Below are 16000 nucleotides of genomic sequence, written 5' to 3'. Positions count from 1 at the left end.
CTGCTTGGACTGCGAACGCCAGGGTCCGCAGTGGTCCGGCCGGCGTGCCAACACGGTCGCCTTCGCCGGAAAATCTGTTCAGGCCGCAGCCACCGCCCCGAAGGTCTGCCGCACCTTCATCTCCAGGTAGTCACCGATGGTGCAGGGCGCATAACGCGCCGGGTGCTCGGCGCTGCAGCAGCTGGGCAGGCAGGCCACCACGGCGGCCTGGTCGCCATCCTGGAAGAACGGCAGTGAATAGCGCGGCGCGCTGCCGGCATTGAGTACGCGATGCGCATTGCTGTGATACAGGTCATTGCTCCAGCGCTGCAGCAGGTCGCCGATGTTGACCACGAAGCTGCCGGCAACCGGCGGTGCGCTCACCCACTCGCCATCGGCATTGCAAATCTCCAGTCCGCCGATGGCATCCTGCGCGAGGATGGTGACCAGGCCCCAGTCGGTATGCGCGCCCGCGCCGATCTGGTTGCGCTGCGCCCCTGCCGGCTGCGGCGGATAGTGCAGCATGCGCTGGGTGGCAATGGGCGTCTGCAAGACCGGCTCGAAGAAATCCTCGGGCATCTCCAGCGACAGCGCGATCACGCCCAGCAGACGATGGGAAAGCGTGCGCACCGCTTCGTAATACCGCCGCGCATGTGCCTCGAATCCCGGCAGGTCCTGCGGCCACAGGTTGTGGCCATAGCGCAGCAGGCCGCGCTGCACGTAAGGATGATCGGGCGCGATGTCGAAACCGAACTGGAAGCCCTCCTTCAGGTCGGCCGGCGAACCTTCATCGAGCGCCTGAGCGCCCATGCGCTCATAGCCATAGCCGGAGGGAGAATGGCGCATGTCGATGGCCGATTTGCTGGCCTGCGGCAGCGCGAAGAAACGCCGCGCCCAGTCGAACTGCCCGTCGATGAGCGCCTGCGGCACGCCGTGGTTGACGAGGTAGAAGAAGCCGACGTCACGCGAGATCTTGTGGATCTCCCACGCCAGCGCCTCGCGGCGGGCCAGCTCGGGAGAAAACGCGTCAGCGAAATCGATCACCGGGATACGGCGCGCGGTCATCGGTGGAGTGTAGGGAATCATGGCGTCCTCACGCTAAGAAAGATGGCTGCCCGAACCTGCACAGCAGCAGCCATCCAGACCATCATCAGGCTCAGGGCATGACCTTCATGTCCTTGACGAACTGGGTGGTGTAGGCCTTGTGATAATCGGTCCCGGCCTTGAGCAGGCCGGTCGAGACCATGACGTCATAAGTCTGTTTCCAGCGCTCGTCGGTCATCACGCCGATGCCCAGCCTGGCCGCATCGCCACCGGTGACCACCTTCAGCTCCTTGAGTTTGCCCACGGCATAGGCCAGCTGTTCGTCGCTCATGTTCTTGTTGTCCGCCTTGATGAGGGCATTGGCCGGTGCCGGATCTTCCAGATAGCTCTTCCAGCCCTCGGCGGTGGCCTTGACGAAGCGCTGTACCAGATCGGGCCTGGTCGCCACTGTCTTCTGCAAGGTCACGATGGTGGTGCCATACGGCGGATAGCCTTCGCTGGCGAAGAGGAAGAACTTGCTCTTCACGCCTGCCTTGTCGGCCTGGAACAGTTCGGAGGACGGATAGGCCTGCTGCGCGATATTCGGATCGGCAAAGAATGGCTGCAGGTTGAAGGTATAGGCCTTGGACTGCGCATCGGTATAGCCGTACTTGGCCTTGAGCCACGGCCACCAGCTCGACTGGCCGGAACCGGCGACCAGGATGGTCTTGTTCTTCAGACCGCCCAGGCTGGTGACGTCCTCATGAGTCATCATGCCCTGCAGGTCGGACTGGAAGGAGGTGCCCACGGTCACCAGCGGCAGGCCCTGCTCGATTCCCTTCATCACCGCGAAGTCATAGCCCATGCTGAAGTCGGCCTGCCCCGCCACCAGGATCTGCATGTTGTTGACCTGCGGCCCGCCCATCTTGATGGTCACGTCCATGCCATATTTTTTATAGATACCTTTGGCCACGGCCTGATAGAAGCCGCCGTGCTCGGCCTGCGCATACCAGTTCGACAGCAGCGTCACCTTGTCTTCGGCGTGAGCCAGGCCCGTCATCGCCAGGGTCGCCGCGCCCAGCCACAGCGCGGCCATACGCCGCATGAACGTCCGCTTTTGCATCGCTTGCTTCTTCATAGCCTTCCTCTCCAGGTGGGTTGAACTTGCACTGACAAAACACAGACCGACATCACAGATCCAGCACCAGCCGCGCGCCCGCGCAGCGCGACACGCACGGCAGGATGCGGCGTCCGCTGGCACGCTCGGCCGCCGAGAGCACGCTGTCGCGATGCCAGGGCTGGCCTTCCAGCACGGTGCTCTCGCAACTGCCGCAGAAACCCTCGCCGCAGGAGGTGCCGATCACCACGCCCAGCTGCGCCGCTGCGGCGACGATGCTCTGGCCCGGCTGCACCTCGCAGCGCAGGCCGGAACGCTGCAGCACCAGCTCGAAGGGATGCTCTTGCATCGGCTCCGTTGATGGGGTATCCGCAGCGTCCTTCGCGGACGCGGCAAACAATTCGAAGTGGATGTCCTGCTCGCGCCACCCTGCCTGCTGCGCATGGCTGCGCGCGGCTCCGATGAAGGGCGCAGGTCCGCAGACATACAGCGGCGAGGAACGCGGCACCGCCGCCAGCGCCGCCGCAATGGCGCCTGCGGTCTGGGCGTCATCCAGGCCCAGATGCAGGGACATGCCTTGCGAGCAAGCGGCCAGTTCGTGGAAGAAAGCCGCATGCGCCAGAGTGCGTGCGAAGTAATGCAGGCGATGCCGGATGCCTTGCGCGGCCAGCTCGGCGGCCATCGCATGCAGCGGCGTGATGCCGATGCCGGCCGCCAGCAGCAGCGGCGCGCGCGCATCGGCGAGCAAGGGGAAGGCGTTGACGGGCGGCGCTGCCGTGAGCGTGGCGCCCTCCTCCACCTGTTCATGCAGGAAGGCGGAACCGCCACGCGAAGCAGGCTCACGCTTGACTGCAATGACATAGCAATCACGCTGTTGCGGGGTATTGCAGAGCGAATAGGCGCGTACCAGTCCGTGCGGCAGATGCAGCCGCAGATGCGCGCCCGGCGACCAGGGCGGCAGTGCATTGCCATCGGCCGATACCAGTTCGAACAGACGGATGTCCGCAGCAGCCTTGCGCACGGCCCTCACCCGCAAGGCCAGGGTGGAGGCGGCTGTACGGCCATCGAAACGGTCGATGACGGCGTTCATGGCGCACCTCGCAGGGCAGTGCGCCGACGCAGACGGATCAAGGGGAATGCCGCAGAAAACGGCAACAAGGAAAGAGCAAGCGCGTGGGCAATAGGCATGGTCTCGTGTCCTGTCCAAAGAGAGGGACCATCGGCGCATGCCGATGGCGTCACGAGCAATGCCCCGCAAGAAGGTAAGTGTTTTCGTTACCGACTGCTAGCCGCTTCTACTCAAAAGCTTGATTAGCAAACCGCGTGCCAAGGCCGGATCGCCTCTGATCGACTGGCTTTCACGTGGTATACCCATGTGTTTTTTTCCGCGTGCCAATGAAAAAGGGACGGCCATCACCGTCCCCTGCCTCATCGCGCTGCACATCTTGGTGCGCCCTGCCTTGATCTGCATCAGAAGCGCACCAACAAGAAGCTCGGCCACACTATCGCATCACGCTACCCCGTGCTGCCTGAAGAAAGCCACGACCTTGCTCCAGGCATCCCTGGCATCGGCCTCCACGTAGCTGGGACGGTAATCGGCATTGAAGGCATGGCCTGAATTCATATAGACGTGGAATTCCGACTGGTTGCCCGCCTTCTGCAGCGCTTCCTTCATCTGCTCCACGGTAGAGACCGGGATACCCTGGTCTTTGCCGCCATAGAGTCCGATGACCGGCGTCTTCAGCACCGGCGCGATATCGATGGGCTGCACGGGGAACAGTGGGCTCTTCTCGCCCACCAGGCGGCCATACCAGGCCGCGCCGGCCTTGACCTTGGGATTGTAGGCACTGTAGAGCCAGACGATGCGGCCACCCCAGCAAAAGCCATTGATGCCCAGATGGTTCAGGTCGCCGCCGTTTTCGCCGGCCCACTTTACATAGGCATCGATGTCGCCCATCACCTGCGCATCCGGTACCTTGGAAATGATGTCCTTCTGCAGCTCGGCAATGGAGGTATAGGCCATGGGATTACCCTGACGCACGAAGAAGTCCGGCGCAATGGCCAGATAGCCCAGCTTGGCGAAGCGACGCGCGATATCGGCGATGTGCTCATGCACGCCGAAGATCTCGGACACCACGATCATGACCGGCAAGCCGGTCTTGCCCTCGGGCTGGGCGCGATAGGCCGGCACGCGCTGGCCGTTGATCTCGATGGACACCTCGCCTGCGCTCAGGCCTTGGGTATCGGTCTTGATCATGGTCTGCGCACACACCGGCAGGACGGCCGCAGCAAAGCCGGTGCCCAGTGCGGTCTTGAGGAAGGTGCGGCGATCAGCGTTGCCGGACAGCTTGCTCTGCCCCAGCAGGCTGTTGAAATCATTGCGAAGATCGTTCATCGGGTTCTCCATCGTGATGGCACTTGGCCTCGTTGTGGTGGACATGATGCGGGAAGCGAGGGCATCCAGAAAAAACGGCCCGTGCGGACCGCTTTCATCGGGATCACCGGAGGCAATCCGGCGCATCCCTGCCGGAGTCTAACCGCAATCCGCGCGACGCGCCGGGCGGGCTTCAGCCCTGCGCCGCCAGCGTCGCGCTGCCGGCCGGCAGGCCAGGTGCCGCGGGCGTTACATCGATGATGCGCGCGGCCGCCTCAGGCTGACCGTATGAGGCCGTAGCCACCCGCGCCTGCGCCGGGTCGATGCGGAACACGCTCACCAGCTGCTGCAAACCGGCCGCCTGTTCCTGCAGCTGGCGGGCAGCGGCGGCGGCCTGTTCGACCAGCGCGGCATTCTGCTGCGTCATGTCGTCGATTTGGATGATGGCTTCGTTGACCTGCTCGATGCCGCTGCTCTGCTCGCGGTTGGCATGGGTGATCTCGGTCATCACGTCGGTGACGCGGCGGATGCTGGTGACGATCTCGGTCATGGTGCTGCCGGCCTGCTCGACCAGCTTGCTGCCGTTTTCCACCTTGCCCACGGAGTCGCCGATGAGCACCTTGATTTCCTTGGCCGCCGAGGCCGAGCGCTGCGCCAGCGAACGTACTTCGGAGGCGACCACCGCAAAGCCGCGCCCCTGTTCGCCGGCACGCGCGGCTTCGACCGCCGCGTTGAGCGCGAGGATATTGGTCTGGAAGGCAATGCCATCGATCACGCTGACGATATCGGCCACCTTCTGCGAAGAGGCATTGATGGACTGCATGGTCTGAACCACCTGCGACACGATGCTGCCGCCCTGCACCGCCACGTCGGAAGCGGCCAGCGCCAGATCGTTGGCCTGATGCGCATTCTCGGCATTCTGCTTGACGGTGGAATTGAGCTGTTCCATCGAGGATGCGGTTTCCTCAAGTGCACCGGCCTGCTGCTCGGTGCGGGATGAGAGGTCGAGATTGCCGCGGGCGATCTCGGTAGAGGCCGCGGTGATGGTCTCCGAGCCACGCCGCACTTCAGAGACGATGGCGGCGAGCTTGTCGCGCATCACGCCCATGGCGGCCAGCAGGCTGTCCTTGTCGCCGGCGCGGGTATCGATCACGACGGCCAGGTCGCCTTCGGCAATCTGGCCGGCGATCTGCACGGCGTAATCCGGCTCGCCGCCCAGCTTGTGCAGGATCTGCCGCGTGATCCAGAACGCCGCCAGGATGGCGGTGACCACGCCGATGGCGCTAAGCACCAGCATCAGCAAACGCGCATGACCGTAGGCAATGGCACTGCTGTCGGCGGCTTCGCGGTTGAGCTTATCTTCCAGCGCGGCCAGGGCCTTCAACTCGACCTGCCAGGATTTCTGCACCGGCAGGTATTGCTCCTTCAGGAATTGCGCCAGTTCATAGGCTTCGCGCCGCTTGCCGAATTCGACGGCCTCGTTGATGAGTTTTTCGGCAGTAGCCGCCTGCGCCTGGATCTTCGGCAGGGCCGCCTTTTCTTCCTCGCTGGTATCGGCGGAGTCGGCAAAGAGCTGTTGCAGCTTCTGCGCGGCGGCCTGGTATTGGAGGGTCTGGGCTTCGATGTACTTGGCCTCGATGTCCACGTCGTCGGGCGCGGCAGGCAGCATCAGGTTGCGCAGCGAGATGGAGCGCTCGCCGACCGTCTCCAGCATTTCCTTGACCAGCGCGCTCTCGGGGTTCTTGACCTCGACCACGTGGGTGAAGCGCCCCTGCACCTGGTGCATGTTGTAGATACCAAAGCCGGTCACCAGCACCAGCAGCAAGACCACCCACGCAAACCCGAGTCCCAGGCGCGTGCCCACTTTCATTGCTGACTTCATGACGTCTCCTCCCATGTGTTCATCGGAGGCCGGGCGCAAAGACAGAGATGACGAGCACCACAGACCGCGCGAGCGGTCATGGCCAGTAACGAATGTGCGTGTCCCCTACCCTGCTGCTTCCCTGCCTCAGCCTCGGTTGCCCGGTCTTCGTCCGGTTTCACCCAGGGCACCGTCCCGTCCTGGTCTGGCTGCGGTGATGGCGCCGGTCTGCTTGTCCTGATCGTTCAGTGCTGACATCGGCTGACTTGCTTGCCTGTCAATCTTGTATTTTTGCCTAATCCTTCACGCCCCTGCACTGCCAAGCGGCGCAATACCGCTTGCCCGTGTAAGGGTAGTGAAGATTAATGCACTTCGTCCTTAATGCGCTTCGTCCCAATTCTTACCGATTCCGACCTCGGCAAGCAAGGGAACTTTCAGCTCCGCAACATTTTTCATCAGTTCGGGCAGCTTTTCACGCACTGTGGCCAGCTCCTCTTGCGGGACTTCCAACACCAGTTCATCGTGCACCTGCATGATCATGCGGCTTTGCATGCCGGTCGATTCCAGCCAGTCCTGCACGGCGATCATGGCCAGCTTGATGAGGTCGGCCGCGGTGCCCTGCATGGGCGCATTGATCGCCGCACGCTCGGCACCCTGTCTGCGCGGACCGTTGGGCGAATTGATCTCGGGCAGCCACAGGCGGCGACCGAACACGGTTTCCACATAGCCGCGCGCCTTGGCCTGCAAGCGCGTCTCATCCATGTAGCGCTTCACGCCCGAGAAGCGCATGAAGTACTTGTCGATGTACATCTGCGCGGCCGCACGTTCGATGCCCAGGTTGCCGGCCAGTCCGAAAGCGCTCATGCCGTAGATCAGGCCGAAGTTGATGACCTTGGCATAGCGGCGCTGCTCGGACTCGACCTGCTCGGGCGCGATGCCGAAGATTTCGGCGGCGGTGGCGCGGTGGATGTCTTCGTTGTTGGCGAAGGCTTTCAACATGTTCTCGTCTTCGGAGATATGCGCCATGATGCGCAGCTCGATCTGCGAATAGTCGGCCGAGACGATCACGCTGCCTTCGGGCGCGACGAAGGCTTCGCGGATGCGACGACCTTCGGCGGTGCGGATCGGGATGTTCTGCAGGTTGGGTTCATTGGAGGACAGGCGACCGGTGACTGCCACCGCCTGCGCATAGTTGGTATGCACGCGGCCGGTGGCCGGATTGATCATCTTGGGCAGCTTGTCGGTGTAGGTGGACTTGAGCTTGGCCAGGCCGCGATAGTCCAGCAGCACCTTGGGCAGCGGATAATCCTCGGCCAGTTTCTGCAGCACTTCTTCATCCGTGGAAGGCGCGCCCGAAGCGGTCTTCTTGACCACCGGCAGTTCCAGCTTGCCGAACAGGATTTCGCCCAGCTGCTTGGGCGAATTCAGGTTGAAGGGCTGGCCGGCCAGCTCATAGGCCTGCTGTTCGATTTCCAGCATGCGCTTTCCGAGGTCGTGCGATTGCTGGCCCAGGCGGTCGCTGTCGATGAGCACGCCATTGCGTTCGATCTTCTGCAGCACCACCGAGGTCGGGACTTCGATCTTCTCGTAGATGAAACGCAGCTTGTCGTCATGCTCGATCTGCGGCCACATGGCGTGATGCAGGGCCAGCGTGACTTCCGCATCTTCGGCGGCGTATTCGGTGGCGCGCTCGATGGCCACTTCATTGAAGCCGATCTGGGACGCACCCTTGCCGCACACTTCGGCATAGGTGATGGTCTTGCGCTCCAGGTGGCGCGCGGCCAGGCTGTCCATGTCGTGCGGACGATGGGATTCGAAGACGTAGGATTCCAGCAGCGTGTCGTGCTTTACGCCTGCGAGGCGCACGCCGTAGTTGGCGAAGATATGGCTGTCGTATTTCAGGTGCTGGCCGAGCTTGGGCTTGCCGGCGTCTTCCAGCCAGGGTTTCAGCTTGGCCAGCACGTGGTCGCGCGACAATTGTTCGGGTGCATCCTGGTAGTTGTGCGCCACCGGAATGTAGGCGGCACGGCCCGGCTCGCAGCACAGCGAGATGCCGACCAGCTCGGCCTGCATGGCTTCGAGCGACGTGGTTTCGGTATCGACGGCGGTGAGTTCAGCGGCATTGATGCGTGCGATCCACTGGTCGAGCTGGGCATCGGTAAGCACGGTCTCGTACTCGACCTTGGGCGCGGCTGCGAAGAGGCCAGCTTGCGCGGGAGCCTCCAGCGCGGCAGCGGCCGATGCTCCCACCATGGGAGCTTTCGATGCCCCCGTCTCGCTGCCATCGCTGAGCTCGCGCAGCCAGGTGCGGAAGTTGTAGCGCGTGAAGAGATCCTTGAGTACCTCCTTGTCCTGTGGCTGCATGGTCAGCGATTCGAGGATGGACTTCATGTGCGCCGACAGATCGCAATCGGTCTTGACCGTCACCAGCACGCGGCCTTGCGGCAGCCAGTCCAGCGCACGACGCAAGTTCTCGCCGACCACGCCGGTGATCTTGTCGGCATTGGCCATGACGCCATCGAGCGAGCCATAAGCGGAGAGCCACTTCACAGCCGTCTTGGGGCCGCACTTTTCGACACCGGGCACGTTGTCCACGGTGTCACCGATCAGGCTCAGATAATCGACGATGCGCTCGGGCGGCACGCCGAATTTTGCGGTCACGCCGGCAATGTCGAGAACTTCATTGCTCATCGTGTTGACCAAGGTAACGTGTTCGTTGACCAGTTGGGCCATGTCCTTGTCGCCGGTGGAGACGATGGTGTCGAGTCCGGCGGCGGTGGCTTGTACCGAGAGCGTGCCGATGACGTCATCGGCTTCGATACCTTCGACCATCAGGATCGGCCAGCCCAGTGCACGCACGGCGGCGTGGATGGGCTCGATCTGCAATGCCAGGTCTTCCGGCATGGATTTGCGGGTGGCCTTGTAGTCGGGATAGAGATCATCACGGAAAGTCTTGCCCTTGGCATCGAACACACAGGCCACGTAACTTGCGGGATAATCGTTGCGCAGTCGGCGCAGCATATTGATGATGCCGTACAGCGCACCGGTGGGCGCGCCTTCCGCGTTACGCATATCGGGCAGTGCATGGAATGCGCGATAGAGGTAACTGGAACCATCAACTAACAACAAGGTTTTTTGCATATGGAACAGAGAGGAAAAAATGTCCCGCGTCTGCGGGAGGTAGGGGACATCGAACGCGCGACGGCCAAGAAGGCGCGCGAGTCGTGGCATGTACTCACGATTATGGCAGAATTCATCGAATCGACCGAACGTCTCTCCGAGCTGCGTCCTGCCGTTTCCATCTTTGGTTCTGCCCGGATCAAGCCCGACAATCCCCATTATCAACTATGCGTGGAGATCGCCCGTCTGATCTCCGACGCGGGCTACGCCGTCATCTCCGGTGGCGGGCCCGGCATCATGGAGGCTGCCAACAAGGGCGCCTACGAAGGCGCATCGCCTTCGGTGGGCCTGAACATCGAATTGCCGCACGAACAACACGGCAATCCCTGGCAGGACATCTCGCTGTCCTTCCGTCATTTCTTCGCGCGCAAGGTGGCCTTCGTCAAGTATGCCGATGCGTATGTGGTCCTGCCGGGCGGCTTCGGCACGCTCGATGAACTGACCGAAGCGCTGACCCTGATGCAGACCGGCAAGTCGCGCATGATGCCAGTGATCCTGGTGGGTAGTGAATTCTGGGCGGGCCTGGTGGACTGGATCAAGACCCGCCTGGTGGACGACGGCATGATCTCGCCCAAGGACGTCAATCTGCTACAGGTGATCGACGAGCCTGCGCAAGTGCTGGCGGCGATCCAGAAATTCCACGCCGAAAAGGCCAGGCCGGCGGAGACCCAGCAGGAAGCGGAGCGGCAGAGCGGGATGTATCTGTAAGCGGCTGCGGTTGTAGTCTTGAACCATGCGGGCGGGACGTGAGAGCGTTTCGCCCGCTTTGTTTTTGATGAGCGTTACAGGAGCAAAGCGAGGTCAAGTACGATTTTCACCCAAGTTTTTCGAGATGTGCCTGCAGTTCGATGCTCTGAGCCGCCGAAACATTGACCCAAGGAAACATCGACACGTACCGTGGCGGACTCTTCTTTTGACTAGAGCATCGCCATGGCAACGCGCAAGCTTCCTTACTATCGGATGGAATCCTCGTCGGTGCCGTTTCGGCCGGTTCGCTGGCAGCACTATGCTGGATCGCGCGGGTGCGTACCACTGGCCACGCAGGGCGCCGTATCGCTGGAGCGACCGGCACCGGGCGCAACACCCTTGCCGCCTCCGCCACCACCCCCGCCTGAGAGCAGACAGGCGGCCAAGGCACGCAAAGCGCAGGAGCGCCTGCAGAAACGACTGGATGCAGCCGCAGTCAAAAAACAGGCCGACAGCAAACACCCGCAACGCGACGATGGACTGGTGCTCGAAGAGTGCAAGGATCCGCCGGTGTTTGATCTGCAGGATATTCCGGGGGCGATGGAGAAGATGGGGTGGCCGATATCGGCCAAGTTTGCGCGGATGTGGTTTAACGGGCAGAAGCATGTCTACGATAATGACCCGAACTCAGTACAGCCAATTGTGGAGTCTGTGGTAACGCTGGATTGGGTGCTTCAGTTTGGTAACGTTCACAAAAAACTAACCGAACTTCTCGGCAATCGCGTTTACTCCATTGCCGCCAAAACTGAGCTCAAGCGCATATTGCATCGCCATCTCAACAGCGTTTTTCTGGCGCAAAGAAATCTGAGCTTTACTAGAATTCATTTCATAAATAGGGTCTGTTAACTTTTTATCGTGCGTGTTAACTTCTTCGTATGGCACGAAGAGAAGAACTAACAGACGAACAATGGGCGATTCTGGAGCCGCTGATACCAGAAACACCTAGACGTGATGATGGGCGTGGACGCCCGGAATTGCACAGCAACCGCGCCGTCATGAACGGGATTCTCTGGGTGCTACGCACCGGTGCGGCCTGGTGTGATTTGCCAGATCGGTTCCCCTCTGGCACGACATGCTTCCGAAGATTTTCGCGCTGGGTCAAGAGTGGCGTGCTACGGCACATACTCGAAGCACTGGCGCAACACCTCGAAGAGGTTGGCCAAATCAATCTTTCCGAATGCTTTATTGACGGCACGTTTGTGTTGGCAAAAAAAGGGGCCCAAAGGTCGGAAAGACCAAGCGGGGCAAGGGTACGAAGCTCATGGTTATTGCAGACGCTACTGGTCTTCCACTCGGCGTGCACACGTCTTCTGCTAGCCCACATGAAGTCACCCTTGTCGAGGCTACCCTCGATGAGATTGTCACAGTGGGACGACCCGAACGAATTATTGGGGATCGCGCCTACGATAGTGATCCGCTCGATCAAAGACTTGCTGCCAAAGGCATTGAACTGATCGCACCACACAAGAGCAATCGAAAAAGAGCGGTCACTCAAGACGGCCGGGCGCTGCGCCGATACCGGCGCCGATGGAAGATCGAACGACTGTTTGCCTGGCTTAATGCCTTCAAGCGTGTACTTACCCGATGGGAGCGTTGCGCCGATCATTACACAGGCTTCGTTCATCTCGCTTTCTCCGTCATCCTCATGCGGCGCTATTTATGAAATGGGTTCTACAGAGAGATTTCTTTCCGATCTCCGGCAGTTTCATATCAATTGGCACTTTCAACATCTCACTGTTTCAGAAGAAGATACGCTGACAAAAGCTTGGGGGATTACCGACCTTACCGGAGCATTGGCGAACTTCAATCTCTACGCGGCGATTGCTGATGTAACGGTATCAGGTGAGAAATACTTTAAATATGACAATCTCAAGAAAACCAAAACACTTTGCCAAGATCCTCGTGTCGCCATCACGCATCTGTTCGTTTACGTCAAAGACAATTACTCATTCAACGAAGGCAAAGACTCCCGGAAATCCCAATATCTGGGCCATTGGAACAGCACTGGCGCCATTATTACCTCTGGAGGATTGGTGAGTCAGGTAATAGATGGACGTGAGCGTGGCCTTTATAAAAAAATGGGCTTCAGTCTTCCGCTTGCCATTCATACGGACCTAGGAAATTCACCGGAAGACCGAAGTAGACTACATTTTCCCTATCTCACCAACGATGGCTTGGAGTTGGTAGTAGATACCAGGGAAGGAATGTTATCGAAATATCGTAAAGCGGATGTCTATTTTCCGATCTTTAACAAGACCTATAACGAATGGAGAGAGAAGCATCAACGCGGTGGAGACTTCATGATTTACTCATCGCCGGTTCGAATGAAACTGAATCGCCCTATCTACGTTGAACTCGACACAATATGCCGACCACCCGAACCTATGTATTGAAACTGCTACTAGGCATCTTTCTCGTAACACTTTTCTTGGTCGTTACTCCGATCATCCTCGGATTAATTGTTCTCGCGTTGCCCCCTTCACTGGCAGAGTATGCGGCCCCATTTTTCATGCGGCCACGCGAAGAATTCGTGACTCATTTTTTCTACTCGCTATTTGGTGTCTTGCTTCTGACCGCCACCCTTCTTTTTTATCGCATGCTCAATAGAGCCATCCCAGCAGAAAATCCAGTTCACATTGTTTGGTATCGGGCATTTTCTCTTCTGGCAACCATCTTTATGGTCTATGGATTTTCAATCATTATCGCTACCGCTTTCGGACCGAGTTATGGAAACTGCGAAGCAGTAGGCGAGAAGCTCAAGGGAGGCGTTCATGAGTTCTTCGGCAAAAAATATCGCATCCAGTTATGCGGCACCGATCCGGACGACAGTCATTACGTGAATGTCAGATTGCGCGTCTTCAACGAAGACAATCGCCTTCTCGCAAGCCGCTATTTCAAGGCGGACTGGGATTTCCAGTATCCCCATGGATTGGAGTATGCAAGTGATCGCATCCGGTATTTCGACGTCGACGATCCGGACTATGAGAAGACACTCTTCATGCCGCCCTCATGGGGTGATCGCGTCCGGACGGTAATACCACTGTTGCGGTAGGTATTGCACCCTCGCATCTAAAACGGTTTCCACGCCCGACCCGGCCCGAATGCCTGATATTTCACATTCCGCTTGCGTCCTGACACCGCCCCCCCTGCCACACGCTGCTCTCACCAACCCCACCACCACCCATCAGTGTAAAAACCTTCACTTCCCTCCCCAACGTACGATTTGAAACAACCCCACAAGAATTCATGATGCAAGGCAGATACATGAAGATTCATCCCATTTTTGCCCTTGCACTTCCATGCCCGTCGCCCGCGCCTATTTCACGCAGCTGCTTCTGGGGACGCTCTACGCGGTGCTGTTCGTGTGCCTGATGCTCATGGTCGCAGGTGCCGCCATGCTGTTGCTGCCCTCCACTGTGCTGCGGCAATGGGGACTGAACAACGCCGGGCCGGCCCTGCAACAACACCGGGAAACCGTCTACTGGCTGGCCGCTGGCCTCATGGCCATCACCCTGGGCTGGTTCTACACCGGCGTCAGCCGTGTCATCGCCCTGGCCATGCCGCGCTGGCGACCGATCTACCAGACCACGACCGTGCTCTACATGCTGGCCCTGAGCTATGGCGCGGCCATCGCGGTAGTGGCCGCCCTCCGGCCACACTACCAGCAGTGCGACATGTACACCCAGCGACTCAACGGCGGCACCCGCCAATACCGGGGACAGCAGCTGCGCATCGAGCTGTGCGGCAGCGGAGTCGCCTCCGGCCTGCAGGATCCCATCCGCCTGAGGATCTTCGATGAGCAGGGACGCTGGCGCGCGGTACGTTACTTCACCGTGCAATGGGGCGGCCACTATCCGCTGCTGCTCGACTACGCCCACGATCACTTCGCCTACTTCGATGCCAGCGAAGACGAAGATGAAGATTTCGTCAAGATCGTCCCCATGCCGCCTACCCTGGCCGACTGGCTCAGTACCCGCATCCCCCTGCTGGACTAGCGCCCGCGCCCGGCATGGGACGAAAGACCCCGCCTGCGCTCGCGTTTGGATGTTGCCTTATTGATCATTCCTATGAAGAAACGCGAGGGCCAGCCCTTGATGGTTTGCTACAATGAAGAAAACGACACTCCCTTTTTCTTCATACGATCATGAAACCATCCCAACTCCGGTTCAAAGAGTCCCTGGCAGCGTTGCTGCTGTGCGCATCGGCTGGCCTGGCCGCGCCCCTGGCCCTGGCGCAGACGCCTGCAGGCGTGACCGCCCAGCCGGCGCCGCCCCCGCCCGAACTGGAGAAGCTGGAAGAGGGCGAGCCGCCCGCCGTGACCATCCGCAAGCCGGGCGAAGACAGCCGCACCCAGGGCAACAGCATCAAGGAACGGCGCGACCACGGCCAGACCAAGGAAATCGAAGTCAAGTCCGGTCCCAGCACCTATTACATCCGTCCCAACCCGCAACTGGGCGGCTCCACCCCGGGCGATGCACAAAGTCCGCCGCCGAGCTCGGCCCAATGGAAGGTCGGCGAATTCGACTGGGGCGTCAAGAAGCCACAGGATGGCAGCACCGACGACACCACCAAGAAGTGATCCAGTGATCTTGCCCATCGCCCCACGGTGATGGGTACGCCATCCCGAACCGATGGCGCGCATGACCCGGCTGCCGAGGCGGCCGGTCCAGGAACAGGTAGGGCGGCGCATCTGCCGTCCGTCTCGCGCGGCTGCAGGACTTGCCTGCGGCGCGCCTCAGTCAGCATCCTCTTTTCATTTTCGTCATGGCAGTCTTTACACCGGTCAGTCTGGAACAACTCTCGGACTGGATTGCACAATTCCCGCTCGGCCGCGCGACCTCGATCAAGGGCATCTCCTCGGGCATCGAAAACAGCAACTTCTTCATCGGCACGGAACGTGGCGAATACGTGCTGACCCTGTTCGAAAAACTGCATATCGAACAGTTGCCCTTCTATCTCGAACTGATGCGCCACCTGGCCCAGCGCGGCATTCCGGTGCCCGCGCCGGTGGCCAATGACCAGGGGGCCATCGTCAACCTGCTCAACGGCAAGCCTGCCGCCATCGTCAGCAAGCTCGAAGGCCAGTCCCAGCTCGATCCGCAACCGGTGCACTGCGCCGCCCTGGGCGATATGCTGGCGCGCATGCATCTGGCGGCCAAGGATTTCAAGATCCTGCAGCCCAACCTGCGCGGCCTGGCCTGGTGGCTGGAAACCACGCCCGCGGTGCTGCCCTTCCTGCCGGCCGAACTGGGCGCGCTGCTGGCCAGCGAAGTGCAGTACCAGAAGGACTTCGCCGCCACCGCCGAGTACCGCGCCCTGCCGCGCGGGCCGGTGCATGCCGACCTGTTCCGCAACAATGCGATGTTCCTGGGCGAGCAGCTCTCGGGCATCTTCGATTTCTATTTTGCCGGCGTCGATACCTGGCTCTTCGACCTGGCCGTGACCGTCAATGACTGGTGCGTGGACCTGCCCACGGGCGTGCTCGATACCGCCCGCAGCGACGCCATGCTGGCCGCTTATGCCGCCGTACGTCCGTTCTCGGACGCCGAGCGCACGGCCTGGCAGCCCATGCTGCGCGCCGCCGCGCTGCGCTTCTGGCTCTCGCGCCTGTATGACTTCTACCTGCCGCGCGAAGCCGAGATGCTTACGCCGCATGATCCCACGCACTTCGAACGCATCCTGCGTCTGCGCATCCAGGATGCGCCCCCGGCGCTGTAAC

The 16000-nt window shown here is 60.6% G+C and carries 14 protein-coding genes; 8 read left to right on the top strand and 6 right to left on the bottom strand.

The annotated features are described in order from the left end of the window. Nucleotides 1-78: 78 nt before the first annotated feature. The 6 genes from AACH55_RS02230 to polA all read right to left on the bottom strand — a co-directional run bounded on the left by AACH55_RS02230 (nt 79) and on the right by polA (nt 9495). A complete protein-coding gene (locus tag AACH55_RS02230) occupies nt 79-1065 on the bottom strand; it encodes a 2-oxoglutarate and iron-dependent oxygenase domain-containing protein (protein ID WP_338717779.1) in 987 nt (328 codons plus the stop codon). A gap of 70 nt (nt 1066-1135) precedes the next feature. Continuing rightward, the gene (locus AACH55_RS02225) at nt 1136-2140 is read right to left on the bottom strand and encodes an ABC transporter substrate-binding protein (RefSeq protein ID WP_338717778.1); all 1005 of its coding nucleotides are present in this window, start codon (nt 2138-2140) and stop codon (nt 1136-1138) included. A 52-nt stretch (nt 2141-2192) separates the two neighbouring features. Beyond that, the gene (locus AACH55_RS02220) at nt 2193-3209 is read right to left on the bottom strand and encodes a PDR/VanB family oxidoreductase (protein WP_338717777.1); all 1017 of its coding nucleotides are present in this window, start codon (nt 3207-3209) and stop codon (nt 2193-2195) included. Nucleotides 3210-3629: 420 nt separating this feature from the next. Further along, a complete protein-coding gene (locus AACH55_RS02215) occupies nt 3630-4514 on the bottom strand; it encodes a dienelactone hydrolase family protein (protein ID WP_338717775.1) in 885 nt (294 codons plus the stop codon). A gap of 172 nt (nt 4515-4686) precedes the next feature. Next, nucleotides 4687-6375 (bottom strand): methyl-accepting chemotaxis protein, encoded by a 1689-nt coding sequence (locus AACH55_RS02210; protein WP_338717774.1) that lies wholly within the window; start codon nt 6373-6375, stop codon nt 4687-4689. A gap of 357 nt (nt 6376-6732) precedes the next feature. Continuing rightward, the gene (gene polA / locus AACH55_RS02205) at nt 6733-9495 is read right to left on the bottom strand and encodes a DNA polymerase I (RefSeq protein WP_338717772.1); all 2763 of its coding nucleotides are present in this window, start codon (nt 9493-9495) and stop codon (nt 6733-6735) included. Between polA and AACH55_RS02200 the strand changes: the two genes are divergently transcribed. From AACH55_RS02200 to AACH55_RS02165, 8 genes are all read left to right on the top strand, one after another. Beyond that, nucleotides 9496-10242, top strand: a complete 747-nt coding sequence (locus tag AACH55_RS02200) for a TIGR00730 family Rossman fold protein (protein WP_338717771.1) — start codon at nt 9496-9498, stop codon at nt 10240-10242. It abuts the gene before it with no gap. Nucleotides 10243-10464: 222 nt separating this feature from the next. Beyond that, the gene (locus tag AACH55_RS02195) at nt 10465-11127 is read left to right on the top strand and encodes a DUF6402 family protein (RefSeq protein ID WP_338717770.1); all 663 of its coding nucleotides are present in this window, start codon (nt 10465-10467) and stop codon (nt 11125-11127) included. Nucleotides 11128-11156: 29 nt separating this feature from the next. Further along, nucleotides 11157-11944 (top strand): IS5 family transposase gene (locus tag AACH55_RS02190; RefSeq protein WP_338717769.1). Its coding sequence is split into 2 segments (ribosomal slippage): nt 11157-11508 and nt 11508-11944, totalling 789 coding nucleotides; the frame shifts between segments, so codons are not numbered across the junction. 1 nt (nt 11945) lies between these two features. Then, nucleotides 11946-12674 carry a DUF6402 family protein gene (locus AACH55_RS02185; RefSeq protein WP_338717768.1) on the top strand — a complete coding sequence of 243 codons (729 nt, stop codon included), beginning with the start codon at nt 11946-11948 and terminating at the stop codon, nt 12672-12674. Continuing rightward, nucleotides 12647-13333 (top strand): hypothetical protein, encoded by a 687-nt coding sequence (locus tag AACH55_RS02180; protein ID WP_338717767.1) that lies wholly within the window; start codon nt 12647-12649, stop codon nt 13331-13333. The genes AACH55_RS02185 and AACH55_RS02180 overlap by 28 nt, the downstream gene beginning before the upstream one ends. Nucleotides 13334-13580: 247 nt before the next feature. Beyond that, nucleotides 13581-14276, top strand: coding sequence for a hypothetical protein (locus AACH55_RS02175; protein WP_338717766.1), 696 nt, complete (start codon nt 13581-13583; stop codon nt 14274-14276). Between the two features lie 149 nt (nt 14277-14425). Beyond that, nucleotides 14426-14860 carry a hypothetical protein gene (locus AACH55_RS02170; protein WP_338717765.1) on the top strand — a complete coding sequence of 145 codons (435 nt, stop codon included), beginning with the start codon at nt 14426-14428 and terminating at the stop codon, nt 14858-14860. Between the two features lie 185 nt (nt 14861-15045). After that, nucleotides 15046-15999, top strand: a complete 954-nt coding sequence (locus tag AACH55_RS02165; protein ID WP_338717764.1) for a homoserine kinase — start codon at nt 15046-15048, stop codon at nt 15997-15999. The last annotated feature ends 1 nt before the right edge of the window (nt 16000 follow it).

The sequence above is a fragment of the Herbaspirillum sp. DW155 genome (assembly GCF_037076565.1).
Classification (GTDB): domain Bacteria; phylum Pseudomonadota; class Gammaproteobacteria; order Burkholderiales; family Burkholderiaceae_D; genus Herbaspirillum.
This window is presented reverse-complemented; position numbering and strand designations above follow the sequence as displayed.